Below are 20988 nucleotides of genomic sequence, written 5' to 3' on the forward strand. Positions count from 1 at the left end.
AGGGGTACGACCCCGCCCGGCCCTGCGGGTTTGGCTGCGTGGCTGGTAAAATAGCGTCATCGGTATTCACTTATATTGGATCGACATGACCATCAAAATCAGCCAGAACTTCGACTCCGGCGCCATCGAGGTGCTGCGCGCCGACAGCGCCGCCACCATCGAATTGAATCTGCGCAAGGACTCGCACGCGGACATCCACCAGTGGTTCCACTTCCGCCTGCAGGGCGCGCGCGGCCAGCAGGTCACGATGCGCTTCCTCAACGCCGGCCAGGCGACCTACGCCAAGGGCTACGAGAACTACCAGGCCGTGGCCAGCTACGACAGCGAGAACTGGTTCCGCGTGCCGACCACCTTCGACGGCGCCGTCATGACGATCCGCCACACGCCGGACCTCGACAGCGTCTACTACGCCTACTTCGAGCCGTATTCGTTCGAGCGCCATCTGCGCCTGCTGGGCGAGGTCGCGGAGAATCCGTTGGCGCGCGTGCTCGATCTGGGCAGCACGGTCGACGGTCGCGACATGAACCTGGTCGTCATCGGCAAGCCGGAAGCGGAGAAGAAAATCTGGTTCATCGCGCGCCAGCATCCGGGTGAGTCGATGGCCGAATGGTTCATCGAGGGCCTGATCGATACGCTGCTCGACGACTCGAATCCGATCGCGCGCAAGCTGCTGCAGCGCTGCGTGTTCTACATCGTGCCGAATATGAATCCGGACGGCTCGGTGCGCGGCAACCTGCGCACCAACGCCGCCGGCGCCAACCTCAATCGCGAGTGGATGACGCCATCGGCCGAGCGCAGCCCGGAAGTCCTGTATGTGAAGCAGAAGATGCACGAGACGGGCATCGACATGTTCTTCGATATCCACGGCGACGAGGCGCTGCCGTACAACTTCGTGGCCGGTAACGAGATGCTGGAGAACTTCAGCGACGAGCGCCGCGTCAAGCAGCAGGCATTCATCGACCGCTACAAAAACGCCAGCCCGGACTTCCAGGACAAGGTCGGCTACGCGGCCAGCAAGTACAAGGAAGACATGCTGACGTTGGCGTCCAAGTATGTCGGGCACCACTTCGGCTGCCTGGCGCTGACGTTGGAGATGCCGTTCAAGGACAACGCCGATCTGCCGGATCCGCATGTGGGCTGGAACGGTTCGCGCAGCGCGGCGCTGGGCGCGGCGATCCTGCAGCCGATCCTGCTGTCGCTGGACGACTACTGATCGTGGGCGTCGAGATCGAACGCAAGTTCCTGGTGCGCGGCGACGCGTGGAAGACCCTCGGCGAGCCGGTGTTTTTTCGCCAGGGCTACCTGTCGTCGCACAAGGATCGGGTGGTGCGCGTGCGCATCGAGGGCGACCGGGCGGTAATGACGATCAAGGGCCGCAACGTCGGCGCCACGCGCGGCGAGTGGGAGTATGAGATCCCCATGGCGGACGCGGTCGAGCTGCTCGACGGTTTGTGCGAGCAGCCGCTGATCGAAAAATACCGCCGCCGCATCGACTTCGCCGGCAATGTGTGGGAGGTCGATGAGTTCCTTGGTGCCAATGCCGGGCTGGTGGTGGCCGAGATCGAATTGGGCTCGGAAGACCAGGTGTTCGACAAGCCGGACTGGGCGGCGGAGGAGGTCACGGCTGACCTGCGCTACCTTAATTCGAGCCTGATTAAACACCCGTTTTCGGCTTGGTAGCCGGCGGAATTTGGTCTAAGCTGGTGGGATGGACAGCGAAGTTTCAGCGCTCAAGGCGCACATCGATGCAATCGTGCCGACGTTAGCGACGAAGGCCGATATCGAGGTGTTGCGCGCTGAAATGCACAAGATGTCAGCCGAAGGTTACCGATGGATGGTCGCGTCGATGATCGGCATGTTCATCGGTTTCGGCGGTTTGTATTTTGCCGCCAACAGGTCGTTCGATGCGAGGCCGGCGGCGCAAGCGGCTACCCCAACAGTGGTGCAAGCGCAGCCTCAGCCGCCGGTTGTCATTTATCTCCCGCAGCCGCAAACACAACCGCAGCCCACAAAATAAAAAAAGCCCCGAAGGGCTTTTTTTATTAATGGAAATGCTCCGTGCCGCTGGGCGCGTCTTCCGGCATTTCGGCATGCGCCAATTCGCCGACCGGGTCGGCGAACAACGGCGCGCCGCAATCGTCGCAGAACTCGGCCACATAGCGCTCGGCGTGTTTCTTGACCTGCGTGATGCCGGCCGCGTTCAGGTGCGCGACGATCTCTTCCACCGGCGTCACCGGCTTCTGCACCACACCGCCCGGACCGCCTTGCAGCGGACCTTCCGGCGGCGTGCCTTCCTCGTCTTCCTGTCCGTACAACGGCCACACCACGCCGTAGATCACATCCGGCGTCGAGCGCTGCGTGAACGCCACGCGGTACTCGTCGATCTGGCCGTCGGCGTTTTCCTCGCCGAAGCCGGCGATGACCGCGCGCAACTCCGACGGTTCGACCGCCAGGGTATGCGTCAGATAGTGCACGGCGGCGCGGATCGACACCGGACGGATGAGCTTGTCCGCCTCGCGGCAAGCCATGTAGTAGGCCTCCGGCAGCAGCAGCTCGATGCCGCAGCCCGGCAGCAGACGGGTGACCGTCGGCGTGACCTGCTCGCGCCATTGCTCCAGCGCGGTGGCGCGCTCGTTGGCGAAGTTGCTTTGATTCGAAGGCATCTGCCAGCGGAACAGCGGGGCGCCGGCCGGTGCCACCACTGCCACCAGCAGGTAGCGCGTGTCGGCCAGGAACGGCGCCGTCTCCGGCACCTTGGTGTCGGCTTTGAGCACCGTGCCCTTGATGGCGGCCTGGGCCAGCTTGTGCACCTTGCCGTAGGTCTCGACATGGCTGCGCGGCAGCTGGTCGATCGAGAACAGGGTCGGCGACATTGCCATGCGCGTGCCGTCGGCCAGCAGGTGGGCGCTGAAATGCGCCGACAGGGTTTGCAGGATGTCGGCCGGAATCGCGCCCGAGGCGATCGAGAAGCGGGTCCACGCCAGGATGGGCGCGGCCACCAGCAGCACATCGTATTGCTTGGCCACGCCGTCGGCGGTGTCGATGGTGATGCTGCTCGATTCGCTGACCGCTTCGACGCCATCCATCAGCACGTCGTAGGCGTTCAAGTCTTCCTTGAACAGCGCGTTGAGCGTGGCGTCGATGGTGTCCTGGTGACCGGTCTTGAGGAGTTTCTGGAGCTGTGCATCGAGGTTGTGTTCCCACGACCGCTCTTCAAGCCGGCTGGCCGCCTGACCGACCGCCTGGGCGTAGGTGACGAGGCGCTGGCTTTCGACAGACAATTTATGGGATGAATCTTTAGATGGACGACGCATAGCGCAATAAGAGTCTTATAAAATTAGTGAAAAAAGCGGATCAGTCATGCAGATGATAACCCTTATGACACGTATTGTAGTTGATTCGCTCAGCTAACTCTTATTAGTTCGGGACAGGGTGGGGGAAATCAAGTGCGGGACCGGTCGCCGGCGATACGGATGGCAACGACCGCTGCGGTTCTGATAACATGTGCCCGGCCCGGTTCGTGGTCGATTCGTGGAGAAAGCATGTTTAAGCGCACCGTACTGATCATCTGCGTGCTCGCTGCGGCAACGGCAAGCGCCGCGCCCAAGTATATTAAATCCGATGATGGCGCGACCGCGCAGATTCGACATTTGATCGTCGCCGGACGCTGCCAGGAAGCCGTCGACGCGCTCAAGGTTGGCGTGAAAGCGAAACAGCGGGACGTGCTCCTGTTGGCCGGCACCATGTACGACGAGGGCTTGTGCTTGGCGTCCAACTGGGACAAGGCCGCGCGGCTGTACTTGCTTGCAGACGAGGCCGGCAACGGCTCGGGTATCCCGCGTCTGATCACCGGCTACGCCAAGGCCGGGCGCGACAACGGAATGGCGCTGTGGTGGCTCGCCAAGAGCAACGCCAGGAATTACTTTCCGCAGCAGTGCATTCCGCGCTCCGACCCCGACGCCGATCTGGACGGTTTCAATGGTGAGCTGGAACGCATGCCGGCCGCCCTGTTTCAAGGGTGCGTTTATCTTGTCGGTGTCGCCACCGAGGTGTTCACACACGCGCAATATCCACCGGCGGCCTTACGTTACCGGTTATGGGGAACGTACGTGATGAAGTTCAGCGCAGCGAACGCGACGATCAAGTGGCGGCAGGATGGGGTGAAAATGGATACTGGTAATCCACGCGGCGGGCTGGACATGCGCAATATGGACTATCTGCTCGCTTATCTCAAAGAGAAGGGGGAGTTCGCGCTTGCGCAATACAAGCGCCCCGATGGCCCCCTCGATCCCGGCTTGGTGGTCGAGAGAAGCTTCGTCTTCGAGGTCAGATGAGGATAGCGGGTGACCAGTGTTGGCCTGGGGCGGTTCCGGTGTCCCGGAAATCCGCCCCACGGGAAGGTTATGCGGCCGCCAGCGCGGCCACCTGTTCCGCCGTCATGGCGCCGTTGTAGATGCGGAAGTCGTCCACCTTGCCGTTGAAGTAGGGATCAGCCGGATACTGCGAGCGGCCGAGCCAGTTGCTCTCGGTGCTATCGAGGCGGAACGGGGCGCGCGTCATGGCGGTGTTGGTGCCGACCGCGCCGCCGTTGACGTACAAGGTGGCGGTCGAGCCCGACAACGTCACCGCCACATGCACCCACCGTCCCGTCGCCAGCGGCGTTGGCGTCGACACCGTCTGGCTGCCGTAGCCGCCGTTGTTGGAGATCGTGAACGACAAGCCGCCGCGTGCCGCGCGCGGCGTCAGGAACAGGTACTGCCGCATGCCGTTGCCGAAGTCGAACACCCGTTCCCAGTCGCGCGCCGCGTTCCAGTACACCTTGACGGCGATGGTGAAGTCGGCCAGGCCGGAGGCGATGCCGACCGGCAGGACGAGGTACTCGTCGACGCCGTTGAAGCTGAACGCCCCCACCCGGGTCAGCAGGGTCAGCGCCGTGTCCGCTTTTGCCTCGTTGGACGGCGCGCTTTCGCCGCTCGGCGTGGCCGCCGTGACCACATAATAATAGGCGCCGGGGGCCATGCCGCTGTCGGTGAACGTCAGCAGGTCGTTGATGCCGCTGGCCACGGTGGTGTAAGGTCCGCCGACCGTGGTGGCGCGCTTGACCGTGTAGCCGGTGGCGTAGGCCGAACCCCACCACGACAGCTCGACCTTGCCGCCGACCAGGCGCGCGGTCAGCCCGCTTGGCGCGGCGCCGGCGGCGATCGGATCGCGCGAGAAGGTCAAGGTGCCGAGGCCGAGCTGGTCGCCGTTGCCGCCATCGCCCTCGGGTCCGATCTTTTTCGTCATCATCGTGACGTAGGGCGCGGCCAAGCCGAGCCGGTTGACGTAGTGGTTGCGCACCATTTCCCACACCACCCGCGTGGCCGGCAGGCCGGCGGGGGAGATCCCCAGGCCGGTGCCATGCTTGTTGGTGTAGGGATCGAACGGCATGGCGGTGTAGTACAGGTCATTGTTGGCGTCGGCGAGGTTGGACTTGGCCACGTACTCGGCGCCGGCCAGGAAGCGGTTGTTGTCGTAGCCGTACAGGTCGTCGCCCTGGTTCCACGCCATCTCGCAAAAGACGCCGGCCAGGCCGATGCCCAGGGTGGTGTGGCCCTGGTCGCGCGCGCTTTCCTGCCATTGGCCCAGATAGCCCGGATGGATGAAGCGCACCGCCTGGTTGGAGGCGCCGTTGCCCGCGCCGGTCTTGTAGTAGCTGATGGCCTCGTCGTACAGGTCCTGGCGGTCGCACAGCACGCCGATGGCCAGGATAGAAGCCATATTGCATTGATCCCAGTTGGCCCAGTAGTTGGTGATGTCGGCGCCGTTGTGAACCGTCAGGAAATGGTGGTTCATCGGATAGAACACCGTCAGCATCATGTTCTGGAAGCGGGCCAGGTCGGCCGGCGCCCAGCCCTCGTAGGTGCGCATGATCTCGGCGGCGTTGGCGAACTGGTAGCCGTAGATGCCAGCCGCCAGGAAGCGGTCGGCATTGCCGGTGATGCTCGTCAGCGCGGCCGACCATTCGTTCAGGTACTGGATCGCCTTGTTGGCGTAGGCGACGTCGTTGGTGACTTTCCACCGTACCGCGATCTGATAGGCGCGGGCGGTGTCGATGTACAGCTGGGCGAAGTTCTGGCCGTCGCCGCCGCGCACCACGGTCGTCAGCGGACGCGGATTGTTGCCCAGATGCGAGCGGCCGGTGGTGAGCAGCTTGTTCCAGCCGTCGATCCAAGGTTGCGCGCCAGCGGCAACCTTGGCGCGCATGCGGTCGAAGTCGGCCTCGGTGTGCAGCAGGCCGGGATGCTTGAAGACGCGGGCGGCCTGGGTGCCGACAACCGTGCCGCCGGACAGCAGGCGGGGCGCGCCGGCGGCTGGTTCGGCGGTGTCGGCCGAGCCGCCGCCGCAACCGGCCAGCGCCAGGGGGCCAAGGGCGGCCAAGCTGAGCGAGCCTGCACAAAAAGTTCTACGTTCCAAGGCAATTTCCGGCTTCTTCGACATGTTTACCTTTCGGCTCAGTGAGCTTAAATGTTAAAAATCATCCATCGGGAAGCCGATTATGCGACAAGTAATTTCAATAGGGAAATGTTTTCAATTGTGCGGGACGAAAAAAAAACACCCTGCCGCCGAAGCGGACAGGGTGTTCTTGATGAACGCTAGTGTATGAAACTAGTTTAAGTGCTTGATTACGCAGCCAGCAATTGACGCAGCACGAATGGCAGAATACCGCCGTGCTTGTAGTAATCGACTTCGATTGGAGTGTCGATACGCAACAACACTTTGACTTCCTGGCTCGAACCGTCGGCGCGGTGGATGACCAGCGTTGCGAGCTGTTGCGGCTTGATCTCGCCTTCCAGGCCCTTCAGGTCGTAGGTTTCCTTGCCCGTGATGCCCAAGGATTCGACGCTGTCGGTGCCGATGAATTGCAGCGGCAGCACGCCCATGCCGACCAGGTTGGAGCGGTGGATACGTTCGAACGAACGCACGATCACGGCCTTCACGCCCAGCAGCTGGGTGCCTTTGGCCGCCCAGTCGCGCGACGAGCCGGTGCCGTACTCTTCGCCGCCGAACACCATGGTCGGGGTGCCTTCGGCGACATACTTCATCGCCGCGTCGTAGATCGACAGCTGTTCGCCCGATGGCTGGTGGATCGTGATGCCGCCTTCGACCGCCGAACCGTCCGCTTTTGGCGGGATCATCTTGTTCTTGATACGCACGTTGGCGAAGGTGCCGCGCATCATGATCTCGTGGTTGCCGCGACGCGAGCCGTAGGAGTTGAAGTCCGCCTTCAGCACGCCGTTGGCCAGCAGCCATTTACCCGCTGGACCGTCTTCCTTGATGGAGCCGGCAGGGGAGATGTGGTCGGTGGTGATCGAGTCGCCGAACACGCCCAGGGCGCGCGCGCCTTCGATGCCGGTGGCGACCGCCTTCGGGGTCATCTCGAAGCCTTCGAAGAACGGTGGCTCGGCGATGTAGGTCGACGCCGGCCAGTTGTACACCTGGCCTTCGGTGGTCGACACGTGCTCCCACAGCTTGCCCGGGTTGCCCTTGACGTCGGCGTAGTTGGTCTTGAACACTTTCGAGTTCATCGCGAACTTCATCAGCTTGGCGATCTCTTTCGAAGTCGGCCAGATGTCGCCCAGGTACACGTCCTTGCCGTTGGTGCCCTTGCCGACTGGCTGGGTCATCAGGTCGACGGTCATGTTGCCGGCGATGGCGTAGGCCACGACCAACGGTGGCGAGGCCAGGAAGTTCGAACGGATGTTCGGGTGGATCCGCGCTTCGAAGTTACGGTTACCGGACAGCACGGCCGACGCGACGATGTCGTTCGAGGTGATGGCGGCGTTCAGCTCCGGGGTCAGGTCGCCGGCGTTACCGATGCAGGTGGTGCAGCCGTAGGCGGTCACGCCGAAGCCCAGTTGCTCCAGGTATGGCAGCAGGCCGGCGGCGGTCAGGTACTCGGTGACCACGCGCGAGCCAGGGGCCAGCGACGACTTGATGTGCGGCGCGACCGTCAGGCCGGCTTCGACGGCCTTCTTGGCCAGCAGGCCGGCGGCCAGCAGCACGCTCGGGTTCGAGGTGTTGGTGCACGAGGTGATCGCGGCGATCAGCACGTCGCCGTTCTTCACGTCCACGCCGTTGGTGGTGGTGTAGGTCTTGGTCAGGTCTTCCGGCTTTTTGTTGAAGCCGTTTTCGGTGGTCGGTTTCGAGAACAGTTCGGTGAAGTTGTTTTTCACGTTGCCGATTTCGATACGGTCCTGTGGACGCTTAGGGCCGGCCAGCGATGGCGTGACGGTCGTCAGGTTCAGTTCTACCACGCGGGTGTAGTCGATGTCGCCGGCTTTCGATACGCCGTACATGCCCTGCGCCTTGAAGTAGGCGGCGAAGGCGTCGATTTCCGCCTTGGTGCGGCCGGTGCCTTCGAAGTATTCGATGGTGGCGTCGTCGACCGGGAAGAAGCCCATCGTCGCGCCGTATTCAGGCGCCATGTTGGCGATGGTGGCGCGGTCGGTGACCGACAGCGTCTCGGTGCCTTCGCCGAAGAACTCGACGAACTTGCCGACGACTTTTTCCTTGCGCAGCAGTTCGGTGATGGTCAGCACCAGATCGGTCGCGGTGCAGCCTTCGCGCAGCACGCCGGTCAGGTTGACGCCGATGACGTCCGGGGTCAGGAAGTAGACCGGCTGGCCCAGCATGCCGGCTTCCGCCTCGATGCCGCCCACGCCCCAGCCGACCACGCCGATGCCGTTGATCATGGTGGTGTGCGAGTCGGTGCCGACCAGCGAATCAGGGTAGTACACGCCGGCCGCGTCTTTGTGCACGCCGCGCGCCAGGTATTCCAGGTTGACCTGGTGGACGATGCCGAAGCCCGGCGGCACCACGCCGAAGGTGTCGAACGCTTGCATGCCCCATTTCATGAACTGGTAGCGCTCGTTGTTACGCGAGAATTCCAGCTTCATGTTCAGGTCCAGCGCGCCAGGCTCGCGGAAGTGGTCGATGGTGACCGAGTGGTCGACCACCAGGTCGACAGGGACCAGTGGTTCGATTTTCTTGGCGTTGATACCCATTTTGTAGGCGACGTTGCGCATCGCGGCCAGGTCGGCCAGCAGCGGCACGCCGGTGAAGTCCTGCAGCACCACGCGGGCGACGACGAACGGGATCTCGTCGGTGCGCTCGCCGGTCGGGCTCCAGTTGGCCAGCTGCTTGATGTGCTCTTCGGTGACTTTCTTACCGTCGCAGTTGCGCAGCACGGATTCCAGCACAACACGGATCGATACCGGCAGGCGGGAGATTTTGGCGCCCAGGCTCTTCTCCAGTGCAGGCAGCGAATAGAACTTCGCCTTCTTGCCCGAAATGTTGAAATCCTTAAGCGTGTTCAGAGTGTTGCGGGACATGACCTCTCCTTCAGTGGGTATCGTCTATTTGTTGAAGTACTACGTTGTGCAAGCGCCCGTGGCGGCGCGCCCGTTTTGGAACCGTGCGTGTTACTAGATGCGTGTTACTGGATCGTGGTCTTGACGCTGGTCGGCTCCGCGTCGGAGGTGACGACCGGCTTCAATTGCTCGGCGTTGCGGCATTCGTTGGCCAGCTGGCGGTTCAGTTTGGAATCGAGCAGCATGCCCTTGGCTGGAATGCCGATCCAGATCAGGCCGTACAATTTGTTTTCGAAGCGCTGGGCGCCGGTGGTCGTGCCCACGCGCGTCAGGCGGTGCAGGCGCTTCTTCCAGCGCAGCGCGATGTGCGCCTCGTCGGTGGTGTTGGCGTAGATCGTGATCTTGTTGCCCAGTTCGCAGTCGAATTCGGTAACGGCCGAATCGGTGACGACCGGCTCGTCGGCTTCCTCGTCGGGCGCCTTCGGCACGGCTTCTTCCACCGGCTTGGCGGCCTTTTTGGTGGATTTTTTCACGGTCTTCTTGACCGGGGTTTTGGTGGTTTCCGCTGCGGCGTGGGCGCCGGCGGCGAGGGACAGCGAGGCCAGCGCGAGGCTGCAGGCCATGAATAGTTTGGAGATCGACATCAGTTTGTTTCCAGTGGGTGGTCGGCGGGGTTCATCAGCGCGGCCACCGACTCGGGCAAGGTCAGCCCGGCCAGTTTGGCGCGCTGTAAAACGGTCCAATAATATCGGTAGCTGGCGCGGTCGTGCAAGCGCCCGTTCTGGGCGATCGGCCCCCACTGCACGGCCGCCGCCTCCAGCAGGATGGCGGCCGCCTCGTTGACTTCCGAGAGGCGCGGCGTGAAGGTCTTGATGATCGGCTTGATCTGGTTCGGGTGGATGCTCCACATGCGCGTGTAGCCGAATTCGGCGGCGGCGCGCTGGGCGTCGTTGGCGGCGACGGCCGTGTCCTTGATCTCGGTGGTGACGTTATGCGACGGCACCTTGCCGTGCGCGTGGCAGGCGGCCGAGATTTCCAGTTTGGCGCGCACCACCAGCGGGTGCGTGAACTGGCCCGGCGTGCGCATGGCCGCGCCGGGAATGGCGCCGTAGTGCGACGAAATGAAGTCCATGATGCCGAACGACAGGCACTGCACCTGTGGAATGGCGGCGATGTCGTAGGCCTGGCGCAGCGCGCCGTGGGTTTCGATCAGCACGTGGATCGGCAAATCTGTGCGGCCGGCCTTGGCGGCGTGCTGGTTGATCAGCGCGATGGCGGCTATCACTTCCTGCGCGCCGTTAACCTTCGGCAGCACCAGGTAGGCCAGGTGCTGGGCGGCGGCGCAGATGATCTCGACGTCCTGGGCGAAGAACGGGCTGCCGACATCGTGCACGCGGGCGCCGATGCGGTTGAATTTGTTGTCGTCGGAGCTCAGCAGCTCGGCCACCAGGCGCGCGTGGGCGGCCTCGTTGCCGGCGCTGGCGCCGTCCTCGCAGTCGAGCGTGATATCGAACAGCGGGCCAAGTTCTTGTTGCAGAGCGATCGATTTACGCATCAGCTTTTCGGAGCCGGCGTAGTGGTCGCAGGCCGGCAGCAGCAGCGGCTGGCGATTGCCCTGGAATAAAACCTCGGATGGGTGCATGCGGGTGTGGTCTGGAATGGCGGTTGGCTGAATGGCTGGTGCCTTGGGTAGGGCGGGTATGTCTGACAAGGGCGGAACAGACGCCGCGCTGCTCTCGGCAGCGCGGCGGGTGCGGCGGATCGGTGGTTTAACCGGTTCCACTTAATGCACGAAGAAGATTACGGCAGCAGGTGCTTGACGCCTTCGCGCTCTTCGGTCAGTTCTTTCAGGGTCAGGTTGATGCGCTCTTGCGAGAAGGCGTCGATTTCCAGGCCCTGGACGATTTTGTATTCGCCGTTTTCGGTGGTGACAGGGAAGCCGAACATGGTGCCTTCAGGGATGCCGTACGAACCATCCGAAGGAACGCCCATGGTGGTCCACTTGCCGTTGGTGCCCAGCATCCAGTCGTGCACGTGGTCGATGGCGGCGTTGGCGGCCGATGCGGCCGACGACAGGCCGCGCGCTTCGATGATGGCGGCGCCGCGCTTGCCGACGGTTGGCAGGAACACGTTGGCGTTCCATTCCTGGTCGTTGATCAGGTCCTTGACGGCCTTGCCGTTGACGGTGGCGAAACGGTAGTCGGCGTACATCGTTGGCGAGTGGTTGCCCCACACGGTCAGCTTCTCGATGTCTTTCACGGCGGTGCCGGTCTTGGCGGCCACTTGCGACAGGGCGCGGTTGTGGTCCAGGCGCAGCATGGCGGTGAAGTTCTTGGCCGGCAGCGACGGCGCCGATTTCATGGCGATGTAGGCGTTGGTGTTGGCAGGGTTGCCGACGACCAGCACTTTAACGTTGCGCGAAGCGACGGCGTCCAGCGCCTTGCCTTGCACGGTGAAGATCTGGGCGTTCGCTTCCAGCAGGTCTTTGCGTTCCATGCCCGGGCCGCGTGGACGGGCGCCGACCAGCACGGCGACGTCGACATCCTTGAAGGCGGTCATCGGGTCGGAGTGGGCGGTCATCTCGGTCAGCAGCGGGAAAGCGCAATCGTCGATTTCCATCATGACGCCCTTGAGGGCTTTCTGTGCCTTTTCGTCGGCGATTTCCAGCAGTTGCAGGATGACCGGCTGGTCTTTGCCGAGCATGTCGCCATTGGCGATGCGGAACAGCAGAGCGTAACCGATTTGACCGGCGGCGCCGGTGACAGCAACACGCATTGGGGTTTTAGCCATGATGAATCTCCAAAGTGGGAATGAAAGTGTTCTAGACCGCGTTCTTAAGTCCGGCCCGTGCCGGCCCGGGAAAACCTTAATGATACTGCAAATCCACAGCATATAAGCGCATGGCTGCGGAGTGTAGGCGTGTAACTAGCTTCTGTCAATCCTATCTTATGTCTTATATAAGACAGATAAGTTGTTGCCGGTTTTGCTGGACGGAAGTGGTCATTTGTGGTGAAATCTCGGTCTATGAATTCCGTCCCGCCCAATCCGAACAGCAGCAGCCCAGCCTCAAGTGCCGGTGGCGCAGCGGGATCGTCGGCGGGTTCGGCGACATCGTCGCCGGCCGCTTCCACGACAGGGGCGGCCGGTGCGCCAGGCCTGCCGGCCGGCAGTTCGCCGACATTCTCCCCACTTTACCAGCAAATCAAGGCGCTGATAACACAGAGCCTGCAATCGGGGGAATGGAAGCCGGGCGAGTTGATCCCCAGCGAGGTCGAGCTGGCCAACCGCTTCAAGGTCAGCCAGGGCACGGTGCGCAAGGCCATTGACGAGCTGGCCGCCGAGAACCTGGTCATGCGCAAGCAGGGCAAGGGCACCTTCGTCGCCACCCACCACGAGGCGCGCGCCCATTTCCGCTTCCTCAAGCTGCTGCCCGACGAGGGCGTCCCGCACTATCCTGAAAGTAAGTTCATCGAAGTCAAGCGCATGCGCGCCCCCGCCGACGTGGCGCGCCTGCTCGACCTGAAGTCCGGCGACGCCGTCATCTTCATCAAGCGGGTGCAATCGTTCGACAGCGTGCCCACCATCGTCGAGGAAATGTGGCTGCCCGGCGTGACGTTCAAGGGATTGACCGCCGAGCGGCTGGTCGAATACAAGGGCCCGATGTACGGGCTGTTCGAGTCCGAATTCGGCACCCGCATGATCCGGGCGACCGAAAAGATCCGCGCCGTGTGCGCCGACGCCGGCGTGGCCGCGCTGCTGCACATCGCCATCGACACGCCGCTGCTGGCGTCGGAGCGGGTGTCGTTCACCTATGGCGACAAGCCGGTGGAGTTGCGCCGGGGACAGTATCTGACTGAACGCCACCACTATCATAACGAACTCAACTGAGTGAATTGAACTGATTCAAACCGAACCCATCGGGTGGAGAAGGAGACCCTGGGGCGCGAAAAGCGTGTCAGGTAGCGTACAACAAACCGTGCGTCACACCACGGTAGCATTGTTGCGCTGATAATACGTTGAGCTGCGGAAAGCGGCCGCCGGACTGTGTTGCAAAACACTATTTTAGTTATATGTAACAATAGATATTGGTTATCGGCGCGGAAATCGGCGAAAATCGCGGTCTAACCAATTTTTGTTTAAGCCTGAGGAGGTCTTGTTATGTCAGAAGCCGTAAGGGAAGTCCCTAAAAAAGAACGGCGGGAATTCCGTAATATCCATGTTACAGAATTGCTCAACTATCGCCAGCCCCTGGCCGCCATCGTCTCCATCCTGCACCGCATCAGCGGCGCGTTGATGTGCTTGCTGCTGCCATTCACGCTGTATTTGTTGCAAGAAAGCCTGCGTTCCGAGATTTCCTTCGCGCACTATCAAGGCTTCATCACCTATCCGCTGGTCAAGCTGGTCATCCTGGCGCTGTGCTGGGGCTACTTCCACCACTTCTGCGCTGGCGTACGCCACCTGGTGATGGACACCCACATCGGCCTGGACAAGGATTCGGCGCGTAATTCGTCGGCCGCCGTGCTGGTCATCAGCCTGGTCCTGACCGCGCTGGTCGCCCTGAAACTGTTTGGAGTGTTCTGAAATGGCTAACAATAACATCGGACCGAAGCGCATGGTCGTGGGCGCGCACTACGGCATGAAAGACTGGCTGGCGCAGCGCGTGACCGCCGTCGTCATGGTGCTCTACACCGCCATCCTGCTGATCGCCTTCCTGACCGGCCAGAACTTCACCTATGAAGGCTGGGCCGCGTTGTTCGCCCAGCAATGGTTCAAATTGATTTCCGCCGTGACCCTGCTCGGCATGTTCTATCACGCCTGGGTCGGCATGCGCGACATCTGGATGGACTACGTTAAACACGTTGGCATCCGCCTGACCCTGCAAATGGCCACCGTACTGTGGTTGATCGCATGTGCCGTATGGTCGGTACAGATACTCTGGAGTGTGTAATCGTGGCAGCTATTAAAACTGGAATTCCAACCCGCCGCTTTGACGCGGTAATCGTCGGCGCCGGCGGCTCCGGCATGCGCGCATCGCTGCAACTGGCCGAAGCCGGCCTGAACGTCGCCGTGCTGTCCAAAGTCTTCCCGACCCGCTCGCACACCGTGGCGGCGCAGGGCGGCATCGGCGCCTCGCTGGGCAACATGGCCGAGGACAACTGGTTCTGGCACATGTTCGACACCGTCAAGGGCGGCGACTACCTGGGCGACCAGGACGCCATCGAATTCATGTGCCGCGAAGCACCGAAGGTCGTCTACGAGCTGGAACACTTCGGCATGCCGTTCGACCGCAATCCCGACGGCACCATCTACCAGCGTCCGTTCGGCGGCCACACCGCCAACTTCGGTGAAAAAGCCGTGCAGCGCGCCTGCGCCGCGGCCGACCGCACCGGCCACGCGCTGCTGCACACCCTGTACCAGCGCAACGTCCGCGCCCGCACCCACTTCTTCGTCGAATGGATGGCGCTCGACATCATCCGTGACGCCGAAGGCGACGTCGTCGGCGTGGTGGCACTGGAAATGGAAACCGGCGAAACGATGATCCTGGAAGCGAAGACCACCATCTTCGCCACCGGCGGCGCAGGCCGCATCTTCGCAGCTTCCACCAACGCCTTCATCAACACCGGCGACGGCATGGGCATGGCCGCACGCGCCGGCCTGCCGCTGCAGGACATGGAGTTCTGGCAGTTCCACCCGACCGGCGTGGCCGGCGCGGGCGTCCTCATCACCGAGGGTGTGCGCGGCGAGGGCGGTATCCTGATCAACTCCGAAGGCGAGCGTTTCATGGAGCGTTACGCTCCGACCTTGAAGGATCTGGCGCCGCGCGACTTCGTGTCGCGCTCGATGGACCAGGAGATCAAGGAAGGCCGCGGCTGCGGTCCGAACAAGGATCACGTCATGCTGGACCTGCGCCACATCGGCGCCGAGACCATCGCCAAGCGCCTGCCGTCGATTCTGGAAATCGGCCACAAGTTCGCCAACGTCGACGCGACCAAGGAACCGATTCCTGTCGTGCCGACCATCCACTACCAGATGGGCGGTATTCCAACCAACATCCACGGCCAGGTTGTCACCCCTAACGGCGACGGCACGCAGAAGATCGTCAACGGCCTGTACGCGATCGGCGAATGCGCCTGCGTCTCGGTGCACGGCGCCAACCGCCTGGGCACCAACTCGCTGCTCGACCTGGTGGTGTTCGGCCGCGCAGCCGGCAACCACGTGGTCGCGTCGAACCTGAAGCAGAAGGAAAACAAGCCGCTGCCGAAGGACGCCTCCGACTACGCGATGGACCGCCTGAACAAGCTGGAAACGTCGACCGGCGCGGAAAAAGTGCAGAGCGTCGCCAACGACATCCGCGCCACGATGCAGAAATACTGCGGCGTGTTCCGTACCGAAGAGATGATGACCCAGGGCGCCAAGGAAATCATGGTGCTCGACGAGCGCCGCAAGCACGTCTCGTTCAAGGACAAATCCAAGGTCTTCAACACCGCGCGCGTCGAAGCGCTCGAGCTGGACAACCTGATCGAAACGGCCAAGGCGACGATCACGTCGGCAGTGGCCCGCAAGGAATCGCGCGGCGCCCATGCCCACAACGATTTCCCGAACCGCGACGACGACAACTGGATGAAGCACACCCTGTGGTACTCGGAAGGCAACCGCCTGGATTACAAGGCGGTCGTGACCAAGCCATTGACGGTTGATACCTTCAAACCGAAACCACGTACTTTCTAAGGCTAGACCATGGCACGCACTCTCAAACTGAAAATTTACCGTTACGATCCGGACCAGGACGCCAAGCCGTACATGCAGGACGTGACGGTCGAGCTGAAAGACACCGACAAGATGCTGCTCGACGCCCTGCAGCGCATCAAGTCCGACGTCGACGATTCGCTGGCCCTGCGCCGCTCGTGCCGCGAAGGCGTGTGCGGTTCGGACGCGATGAACATCAACGGCAAGAACGGTCTGGCCTGCACCACCAACCTGAACGAGCTGACCGAGCCTATCGTGCTGCGTCCGTTGCCAGGCCTGCCGGTGATCCGCGACCTGATCGTCGACATGACCCAGTTCTTCAAGCAATACGATTCGATCAAGCCTTACCTGATCAACGACTCCATCCGTCCTGAAAAGGAACGCCTGCAGTCGCCGACCGAACGCGAAGAACTCGATGGCCTGTACGAGTGCATCCTGTGCGCGTGCTGCTCGACGTCTTGCCCGTCGTTCTGGTGGAATCCGGACAAGTTCGTCGGCCCGGCCGGCCTGCTGCAAGCCTACCGCTTCATCGCCGACTCGCGCGACGAAGCGACCGGCCAGCGCCTGGACAACCTGGAAGACCCGTACCGCCTGTTCCGCTGCCACTCGATCATGAATTGCGTCGATGTTTGCCCTAAGGGTTTGAACCCGAACAAGGCCATCGGCAAGATCAAAGAGTTGATGGTACGCCGGGCGATCTAAGCGCTATCGCGGGCGGCCTCAGCGCCGCCCGTTTCACGTGTCCGTTCCTGTTTAGTAGTGGCGCTCCAGCACGATTGGCGCGCGCAGTGTAAAGTAGTGACCCATGACTGAACCGAACCAATCTGCACATCAGTCGGACCCAGCCAATAGAGCGCGCCTGCGCTGGCGCTCACGCCGGGGTCTGCTGGAAAACGACATCATCCTCACGCGTTTTCTCGATGCGCATGAAACCGAATTGACCGACGAAGAAGTGGACGCGTTCACGCGGCTCCTCGATTTGTCGGACAATGCCCTGATGGATCTGGTACTGGCCCGTAAAGAGCCGGAAGGCGAAGTCGATCTGCCGCACGTGCATGCATTGCTGCAACGACTAAGACTGGCCTGAGACTAGCGAAGGCAACCAGAATTTTCGCGTTTTATTTACCTTCATCTCCCTAAAAAAGGAAGAGTCCATGAATATTTCTGACAACAAAGCCACCCTGTCGTTCTCCGATGGCAGCCCTGCGGTGGAATTCCCGATCTACAAAGGTACCGTCGGTCCCGACGTGATCGACATCCGCAAGCTGTACGCGGGCACCGGCAAGTTCACCTACGATCCAGGCTTCATGTCGACCGCCGCGTGCAACTCGACGATCACCTACATCGACGGCGACAAGGGCGAGCTGCTGTATCGCGGCTACCCGATCGAACAGCTGGCCGTGAACGCCGACTTCATGGAATCTTGCTACCTGCTGCTGAACGGCGAACTGCCGAACACCGTGCAGAAGGCCGAATTCGTTGAAACCGTGACCAAGCACACGATGGTTCACGAGCAGATGCAATTTTTCTTCCGCGGCTTCCGCCGCGACGCGCACCCGATGTCGGTGCTGGTCGGCACCGTCGGCGCGCTGGCGTCGTTCTACCACGACTCGCTCGACATCAACGACGCCAAGCAGCGTGAAATCTCGGCCATCCGCCTGATCGCCAAAATGCCGACCCTGGTCGCCATGGCGTACAAGTACTCGATGGGCCAGCCGTTCATGTATCCGCGCAACGACCTGTCGTACAGCGCCAACTTCATGCGCATGATGTTCGGCAACCCGTGCGAAGAATACAAAGTCAACGACGTGCTGGTGCGCGCCCTCGACCGTATCCTGATCCTGCACGCCGATCACGAGCAGAACGCATCGACCTCGACCGTCCGTCTGGCCGGTTCGTCGGGCGCCAACCCGTTCGCGTGTATCGCCGCCGGTATCGCCTGCCTGTGGGGCCCTGCCCACGGCGGCGCCAACGAAGCTGCGCTGACCATGCTGAAGGAAATCGGCTCGGTCGAGAACATTCCTGCGTTCATCGAGCAGGTTAAGGACAAGAACTCCGGCGTCAAGCTGATGGGCTTCGGTCACCGCGTGTACAAGAACTTCGACCCGCGCGCCAAGCTGATGCGCGAGACCTGCTATGAAGTGCTGGAAGAGCTGGGCCTGCAGGACGACCCGCTGTTCAAGCTGGCGATGGAACTGGAAAAGATCGCGCTGAACGACGAATACTTCGTCTCGCGCAAGCTGTATCCGAACGTCGACTTCTACTCGGGCATCGTGCAATCGGCGCTGGGCATTCCAGTGTCGCTGTTCACCGGTATCTTCGCCATGGCCCGCACCATCGGCTGGATCGCCCAGTGGAACGAAATGATCGCCGATCCAGAACAGAAAATCGGCCGTCCACGTCAATTGTTCGTCGGTTCGACCACCCGCGACGTCAAGCCGCTGGACCAGCGTTAATCTTCGCGTTTTGCAGCGAACAAAAAAACGGGCTTCGGCCCGTTTTTTTCGTCCGCATCACGGCGTGAAGATGGTTTCGATCGTTTTGTCGAACAGCTTGGCGATGGCGAAGGCCAGCGGCAGGCTGGGGTCGTAGCGCCCCGTTTCGATGGCGTTGACGGTTTGGCGCGAGACGGCCAACTGGTCGGCCAGGTAGGCCTGGCTCCATCCGCGTTCGGCGCGCAGTTCTCGGATCGTATTGTTCATCGCCACGTCTTCCAGCAGCGTAACAGGCCGATGACCAGCCAGGAAAAGCCCATCACGCCCCATACGTAGAACATGCTCAGGCGTGGATAGCCGGCGTTCTCCATGAAGCCGTAGGTGAAAGTCACTGCGGCCGTCAGCGCGGCCGCCAGCGCGAACGTCTCCAGCATGATGATGCGCTGGTACTCGTCCATCCGGCCCACGTGGCGCGCGATCGCCCAGATCATCAGCGCAAAGCCGATCATCGGACACATCAGGACGATGGTCTTGAGCGGGCCGGCTTCCATCGTCTGGCCATAGATGATCGAGGGGGCCAGCAGGGCGGCGTAGACGGCTATGCTGCCGAGCAGCTCGCGTATGTAGGCGGCTCCGGCCTTGCGCTCGGCTGCGGAAAACTTCGGTTCGGTTTGAGTACGCATCGCTTCCTCCATGTGTAAAGTATGCTTTACATCTTAGGGCGAGAGGAATTCGATGTCAAGCAAACTTTACATCGTGGATTACGCGGCGGTTAGGCGGGCTCTTGGAGCAACTGGCGGATGACGTCGACGCTGCCGTGGTCGAGTCGCAGGAATTGGACGCCGGTCTTGTAGCCCAACTCGGCGTCGGGGTCGCTGTAGACCACTTGCCCCATTGCCAGTACCTTATGGGCGCCGTCGCCCAGTTGCACCTGGAACGACACCGCGCAGTATTGCGCCAGCCGGATCTGACTGGCCGTCTGCAGGCTGACGCCGCCTTGCGACAGGTCCAGCGTGTGGGCCGGAAGGGTGGTTTCGTCCGTCATCGTCAGCGTGGCCGCATGACGGACTTGATGGCGGCGCGTGACTCGTGCTTTCTGACTCATGGCGCGTACCTCGAATAGTGTAATGTCAACAAGACTATCAGAACTGCGTCCTGGACAGCAAGTTCTTATCGGCAACTGTGCGTTGCGGGGTGAGATCTGTGCGGAATTCCCCGGAGTGGTTCTTATTTCAACCGGCGCCGGTCGGGCCGGACCACCAGCAGCCACCAGCACAGCACGCCCAACGTCAATTGCGGCAGGTTGAACAGGAACTTGCCGAGGGTAGCGTCGCGCCGCTGCGGCCATGCCGCGTCGGCGGTCTCGACAATGATATTGGTGTGATACAGGCACAGCCCCAGCAGGATCAGCGCGGCCACGCCCCACAACACTGGCAGGCTTGTGACGCGATGGCGCAGCACGGCGGCGACCGGGTAGGCCAGCACACACGCGAACACATACGCGAACACGTTGGGCATCAGGTTCGCCAGGTTGGCGTGCGGCAGCACGACTGGAACGGCGCAGATCGCCACGGCGAGCATGACGGCGATGACGGGGTGCGGATGTTCGGGCCAAGAGTCGAAGCGGCTGATCATGGACGAGGGCGTGAAGGAAAAGGGCTCCATTGTAGGGCAAATGAAGAGGGGTGGTGCCGCAACCGCCTCGGCCACTACGCTAAATGCGAAGCGCCTTTGCTCGGCGTGCCGGTTGAGTACCCGTACTTGTTTGGGTTTGCCAACGACGCTGGAGCCTGAAGGCGCATTTGCTTCCAGTTGAACCTACAGCGCCTTGTGGAGTCCAACCAGTACAGGGAGGGGCCATGGATACAATGCTCAAATCAATCGTTCGGAAGTGCGGAATCCCCGAGATGCTTCGTGTTAAGTGGGCTGCGTGGCGCGCAGCTATGCGATCGCATGGCTTACGTAAGCGCTCGGACTCAGCATCGGTGCTTCGCGGCCTGACTCCTGAGGAATCTGATCTGTTAATGGTTCGTATGCTGCAGGAGCTCTCATTGAGATATGACATCTACTTTGATGACGCCGAAATTCCAGGTCTCGCTGGCTCGCCGCAGCTGGATGAGCTTCTAGACAAGATCATTAGCCAAGATGCTGCGCTTCTGTTGCGCGACGAGGTCAGTCGGCTTCGATCAAAGGAGGTGGTGAGCTACCAGCGAGTTTAAGTATGCGCATGCTTTCGCTGGGCATTGTCAGGAAGACGCTGGTCGCGTTCGGGCAAGTCCGAGCCATATTTAGATTAATGATTCGGGGCTTTTTCTGGATAGTTTTGTTTGAGGAGCGACGCGAAACCGAGCGACTTAAAAACGACTTGTTGCGCGCCGAAGTTATGAGGTTAGATTTTGCTCTCGATGAGGACATTTTGCGGTTGATGGAATCATATGGGGCTTCTCGAACGG

At 61.7% G+C, this 20988-nt stretch carries 22 protein-coding genes; 12 read left to right on the plus strand and 10 right to left on the minus strand.

Annotated features, from left to right (window positions below; translation table 11 throughout):
- The first annotated feature begins 85 nt into the window (after positions 1-85).
- From NHH88_10400 to NHH88_10410, 3 genes are read left to right on the plus strand one after another with little or no spacing between them, the layout of a single operon-like run.
- On the plus strand, positions 86-1213 hold the full coding sequence (locus NHH88_10400) for a M14-type cytosolic carboxypeptidase (protein ID USX16161.1): 1128 nt from the start codon (positions 86-88) through the stop codon (positions 1211-1213).
- A 2-nt stretch (positions 1214-1215) separates the two neighbouring features.
- Positions 1216-1680: a CYTH domain-containing protein gene (locus tag NHH88_10405; GenBank protein USX16162.1), complete on the plus strand. Its 465-nt coding sequence runs from the start codon at positions 1216-1218 to the stop codon at positions 1678-1680.
- Positions 1681-1708: 28 nt separating this feature from the next.
- Positions 1709-2017 (plus strand): hypothetical protein, encoded by a 309-nt coding sequence (locus tag NHH88_10410; GenBank protein ID USX16163.1) that lies wholly within the window; start codon positions 1709-1711, stop codon positions 2015-2017.
- Positions 2018-2042: 25 nt separating this feature from the next.
- Here NHH88_10410 and NHH88_10415 read toward each other — a convergent pair whose 3' ends face one another.
- Positions 2043-3314, minus strand: a complete 1272-nt coding sequence (locus NHH88_10415) for a DUF2863 family protein (protein ID USX16164.1) — start codon at positions 3312-3314, stop codon at positions 2043-2045.
- Between the two features lie 228 nt (positions 3315-3542).
- Between NHH88_10415 and NHH88_10420 the strand changes: the two genes are divergently transcribed.
- On the plus strand, positions 3543-4334 hold the full coding sequence (locus NHH88_10420) for a hypothetical protein (protein USX16165.1): 792 nt from the start codon (positions 3543-3545) through the stop codon (positions 4332-4334).
- Positions 4335-4401: 67 nt separating this feature from the next.
- On the opposite strand, the gene NHH88_10425 is transcribed toward NHH88_10420, so the two are convergent.
- The 5 genes from NHH88_10425 to NHH88_10445 form a co-directional block, all read right to left on the minus strand.
- Positions 4402-6456, minus strand: a complete 2055-nt coding sequence (locus NHH88_10425; GenBank protein USX16166.1) for an alginate lyase family protein — start codon at positions 6454-6456, stop codon at positions 4402-4404.
- A 209-nt stretch (positions 6457-6665) separates the two neighbouring features.
- Positions 6666-9374, minus strand: a complete 2709-nt coding sequence (acnA, locus tag NHH88_10430; protein USX16167.1) for an aconitate hydratase AcnA — start codon at positions 9372-9374, stop codon at positions 6666-6668.
- Positions 9375-9478: 104 nt separating this feature from the next.
- The gene (locus NHH88_10435; GenBank protein USX16168.1) at positions 9479-9997 is read right to left on the minus strand and encodes a hypothetical protein; all 519 of its coding nucleotides are present in this window, start codon (positions 9995-9997) and stop codon (positions 9479-9481) included.
- Positions 9997-10995, minus strand: coding sequence for an aldolase/citrate lyase family protein (locus NHH88_10440; GenBank protein ID USX16169.1), 999 nt, complete (start codon positions 10993-10995; stop codon positions 9997-9999). The genes NHH88_10435 and NHH88_10440 overlap by 1 nt, the downstream gene beginning before the upstream one ends.
- A 158-nt stretch (positions 10996-11153) precedes the next feature.
- Positions 11154-12143: a malate dehydrogenase gene (locus NHH88_10445; GenBank protein ID USX16170.1), complete on the minus strand. Its 990-nt coding sequence runs from the start codon at positions 12141-12143 to the stop codon at positions 11154-11156.
- A gap of 234 nt (positions 12144-12377) precedes the next feature.
- On the opposite strand from NHH88_10445, the gene NHH88_10450 reads away from it, so the two are divergent.
- The 7 genes from NHH88_10450 to gltA all read left to right on the plus strand — a co-directional run bounded on the left by NHH88_10450 (position 12378) and on the right by gltA (position 18556).
- Positions 12378-13241, plus strand: a complete 864-nt coding sequence (locus NHH88_10450) for a GntR family transcriptional regulator (GenBank protein ID USX16171.1) — start codon at positions 12378-12380, stop codon at positions 13239-13241.
- 270 nt (positions 13242-13511) lie between these two features.
- Positions 13512-13934: a succinate dehydrogenase, cytochrome b556 subunit gene (sdhC, locus tag NHH88_10455; GenBank protein USX16172.1), complete on the plus strand. Its 423-nt coding sequence runs from the start codon at positions 13512-13514 to the stop codon at positions 13932-13934.
- 1 nt (position 13935) lies between these two features.
- Positions 13936-14301 carry a succinate dehydrogenase, hydrophobic membrane anchor protein gene (gene sdhD / locus NHH88_10460; protein USX16173.1) on the plus strand — a complete coding sequence of 122 codons (366 nt, stop codon included), beginning with the start codon at positions 13936-13938 and terminating at the stop codon, positions 14299-14301.
- A gap of 2 nt (positions 14302-14303) precedes the next feature.
- Entirely contained in the window at positions 14304-16082 is a 1779-nt protein-coding gene (sdhA, locus tag NHH88_10465; protein ID USX16174.1) for a succinate dehydrogenase flavoprotein subunit, read from the plus strand.
- 9 nt (positions 16083-16091) lie between these two features.
- A complete protein-coding gene (locus NHH88_10470) occupies positions 16092-16802 on the plus strand; it encodes a succinate dehydrogenase iron-sulfur subunit (protein USX16175.1) in 711 nt (236 codons plus the stop codon).
- Between the two features lie 103 nt (positions 16803-16905).
- Complete coding sequence (locus NHH88_10475; GenBank protein USX16176.1) at positions 16906-17187, plus strand: succinate dehydrogenase assembly factor 2; 282 nt, start codon at positions 16906-16908, stop codon at positions 17185-17187.
- Positions 17188-17254: 67 nt separating this feature from the next.
- Positions 17255-18556, plus strand: coding sequence for a citrate synthase (gltA, locus tag NHH88_10480; protein ID USX16177.1), 1302 nt, complete (start codon positions 17255-17257; stop codon positions 18554-18556).
- Positions 18557-18613: 57 nt separating this feature from the next.
- On the opposite strand, the gene NHH88_10485 is transcribed toward gltA, so the two are convergent.
- The 4 genes from NHH88_10485 to NHH88_10500 form a co-directional block, all read right to left on the minus strand.
- Positions 18614-18802 (minus strand): helix-turn-helix transcriptional regulator, encoded by a 189-nt coding sequence (locus NHH88_10485; protein USX16178.1) that lies wholly within the window; start codon positions 18800-18802, stop codon positions 18614-18616.
- Complete coding sequence (locus NHH88_10490; protein ID USX16179.1) at positions 18799-19218, minus strand: hypothetical protein; 420 nt, start codon at positions 19216-19218, stop codon at positions 18799-18801. The genes NHH88_10485 and NHH88_10490 overlap by 4 nt, the downstream gene beginning before the upstream one ends.
- Positions 19219-19307: 89 nt before the next feature.
- On the minus strand, positions 19308-19640 hold the full coding sequence (locus tag NHH88_10495; GenBank protein USX16180.1) for a PilZ domain-containing protein: 333 nt from the start codon (positions 19638-19640) through the stop codon (positions 19308-19310).
- A gap of 122 nt (positions 19641-19762) precedes the next feature.
- Positions 19763-20200 carry a hypothetical protein gene (locus NHH88_10500; protein USX16181.1) on the minus strand — a complete coding sequence of 146 codons (438 nt, stop codon included), beginning with the start codon at positions 20198-20200 and terminating at the stop codon, positions 19763-19765.
- Positions 20201-20394: 194 nt separating this feature from the next.
- Between NHH88_10500 and NHH88_10505 the strand changes: the two genes are divergently transcribed.
- Positions 20395-20754 carry a hypothetical protein gene (locus NHH88_10505; protein ID USX16182.1) on the plus strand — a complete coding sequence of 120 codons (360 nt, stop codon included), beginning with the start codon at positions 20395-20397 and terminating at the stop codon, positions 20752-20754.
- The last annotated feature ends 234 nt before the right edge of the window (positions 20755-20988 follow it).

The sequence above is a fragment of the Oxalobacteraceae bacterium OTU3CAMAD1 genome, from assembly GCA_024123915.1.
In the GTDB taxonomy this organism is placed as follows: Bacteria; Pseudomonadota; Gammaproteobacteria; order Burkholderiales; family Burkholderiaceae_D; genus Rugamonas.

Bases quoted from the DNA above. Each gene is read 5' to 3' on its own strand.
- NHH88_10505 (USX16182.1), top strand. From the start codon at position 20,395: ATGGATACAATGCTCAAATCAATCGTTCGGAAGTGCGGAATCCCCGAG.
- NHH88_10410 (USX16163.1), top strand. From the start codon at position 1,709: ATGGACAGCGAAGTTTCAGCGCTCAAGGCGCACATCGATGCAATCGTG.
- NHH88_10450 (USX16171.1), top strand. From the start codon at position 12,378: ATGAATTCCGTCCCGCCCAATCCGAACAGCAGCAGCCCAGCCTCAAGT.
- NHH88_10445 (USX16170.1), bottom strand. From the start codon at position 12,143: ATGGCTAAAACCCCAATGCGTGTTGCTGTCACCGGCGCCGCCGGTCAA.
- NHH88_10420 (USX16165.1), top strand. From the start codon at position 3,543: ATGTTTAAGCGCACCGTACTGATCATCTGCGTGCTCGCTGCGGCAACG.
- NHH88_10470 (USX16175.1), top strand. From the start codon at position 16,092: ATGGCACGCACTCTCAAACTGAAAATTTACCGTTACGATCCGGACCAG.
- NHH88_10400 (USX16161.1), top strand. From the start codon at position 86: ATGACCATCAAAATCAGCCAGAACTTCGACTCCGGCGCCATCGAGGTG.
- NHH88_10440 (USX16169.1), bottom strand. From the start codon at position 10,995: ATGCACCCATCCGAGGTTTTATTCCAGGGCAATCGCCAGCCGCTGCTG.
- NHH88_10485 (USX16178.1), bottom strand. From the start codon at position 18,802: ATGAACAATACGATCCGAGAACTGCGCGCCGAACGCGGATGGAGCCAG.
- NHH88_10490 (USX16179.1), bottom strand. From the start codon at position 19,218: ATGCGTACTCAAACCGAACCGAAGTTTTCCGCAGCCGAGCGCAAGGCC.
- NHH88_10415 (USX16164.1), bottom strand. From the start codon at position 3,314: ATGCGTCGTCCATCTAAAGATTCATCCCATAAATTGTCTGTCGAAAGC.
- NHH88_10475 (USX16176.1), top strand. From the start codon at position 16,906: ATGACTGAACCGAACCAATCTGCACATCAGTCGGACCCAGCCAATAGA.
- sdhC (USX16172.1), top strand. From the start codon at position 13,512: ATGTCAGAAGCCGTAAGGGAAGTCCCTAAAAAAGAACGGCGGGAATTC.
- NHH88_10435 (USX16168.1), bottom strand. From the start codon at position 9,997: ATGTCGATCTCCAAACTATTCATGGCCTGCAGCCTCGCGCTGGCCTCG.
- sdhD (USX16173.1), top strand. From the start codon at position 13,936: ATGGCTAACAATAACATCGGACCGAAGCGCATGGTCGTGGGCGCGCAC.
- NHH88_10500 (USX16181.1), bottom strand. From the start codon at position 20,200: ATGGAGCCCTTTTCCTTCACGCCCTCGTCCATGATCAGCCGCTTCGAC.
- acnA (USX16167.1), bottom strand. From the start codon at position 9,374: ATGTCCCGCAACACTCTGAACACGCTTAAGGATTTCAACATTTCGGGC.
- gltA (USX16177.1), top strand. From the start codon at position 17,255: ATGAATATTTCTGACAACAAAGCCACCCTGTCGTTCTCCGATGGCAGC.
- NHH88_10495 (USX16180.1), bottom strand. From the start codon at position 19,640: ATGAGTCAGAAAGCACGAGTCACGCGCCGCCATCAAGTCCGTCATGCG.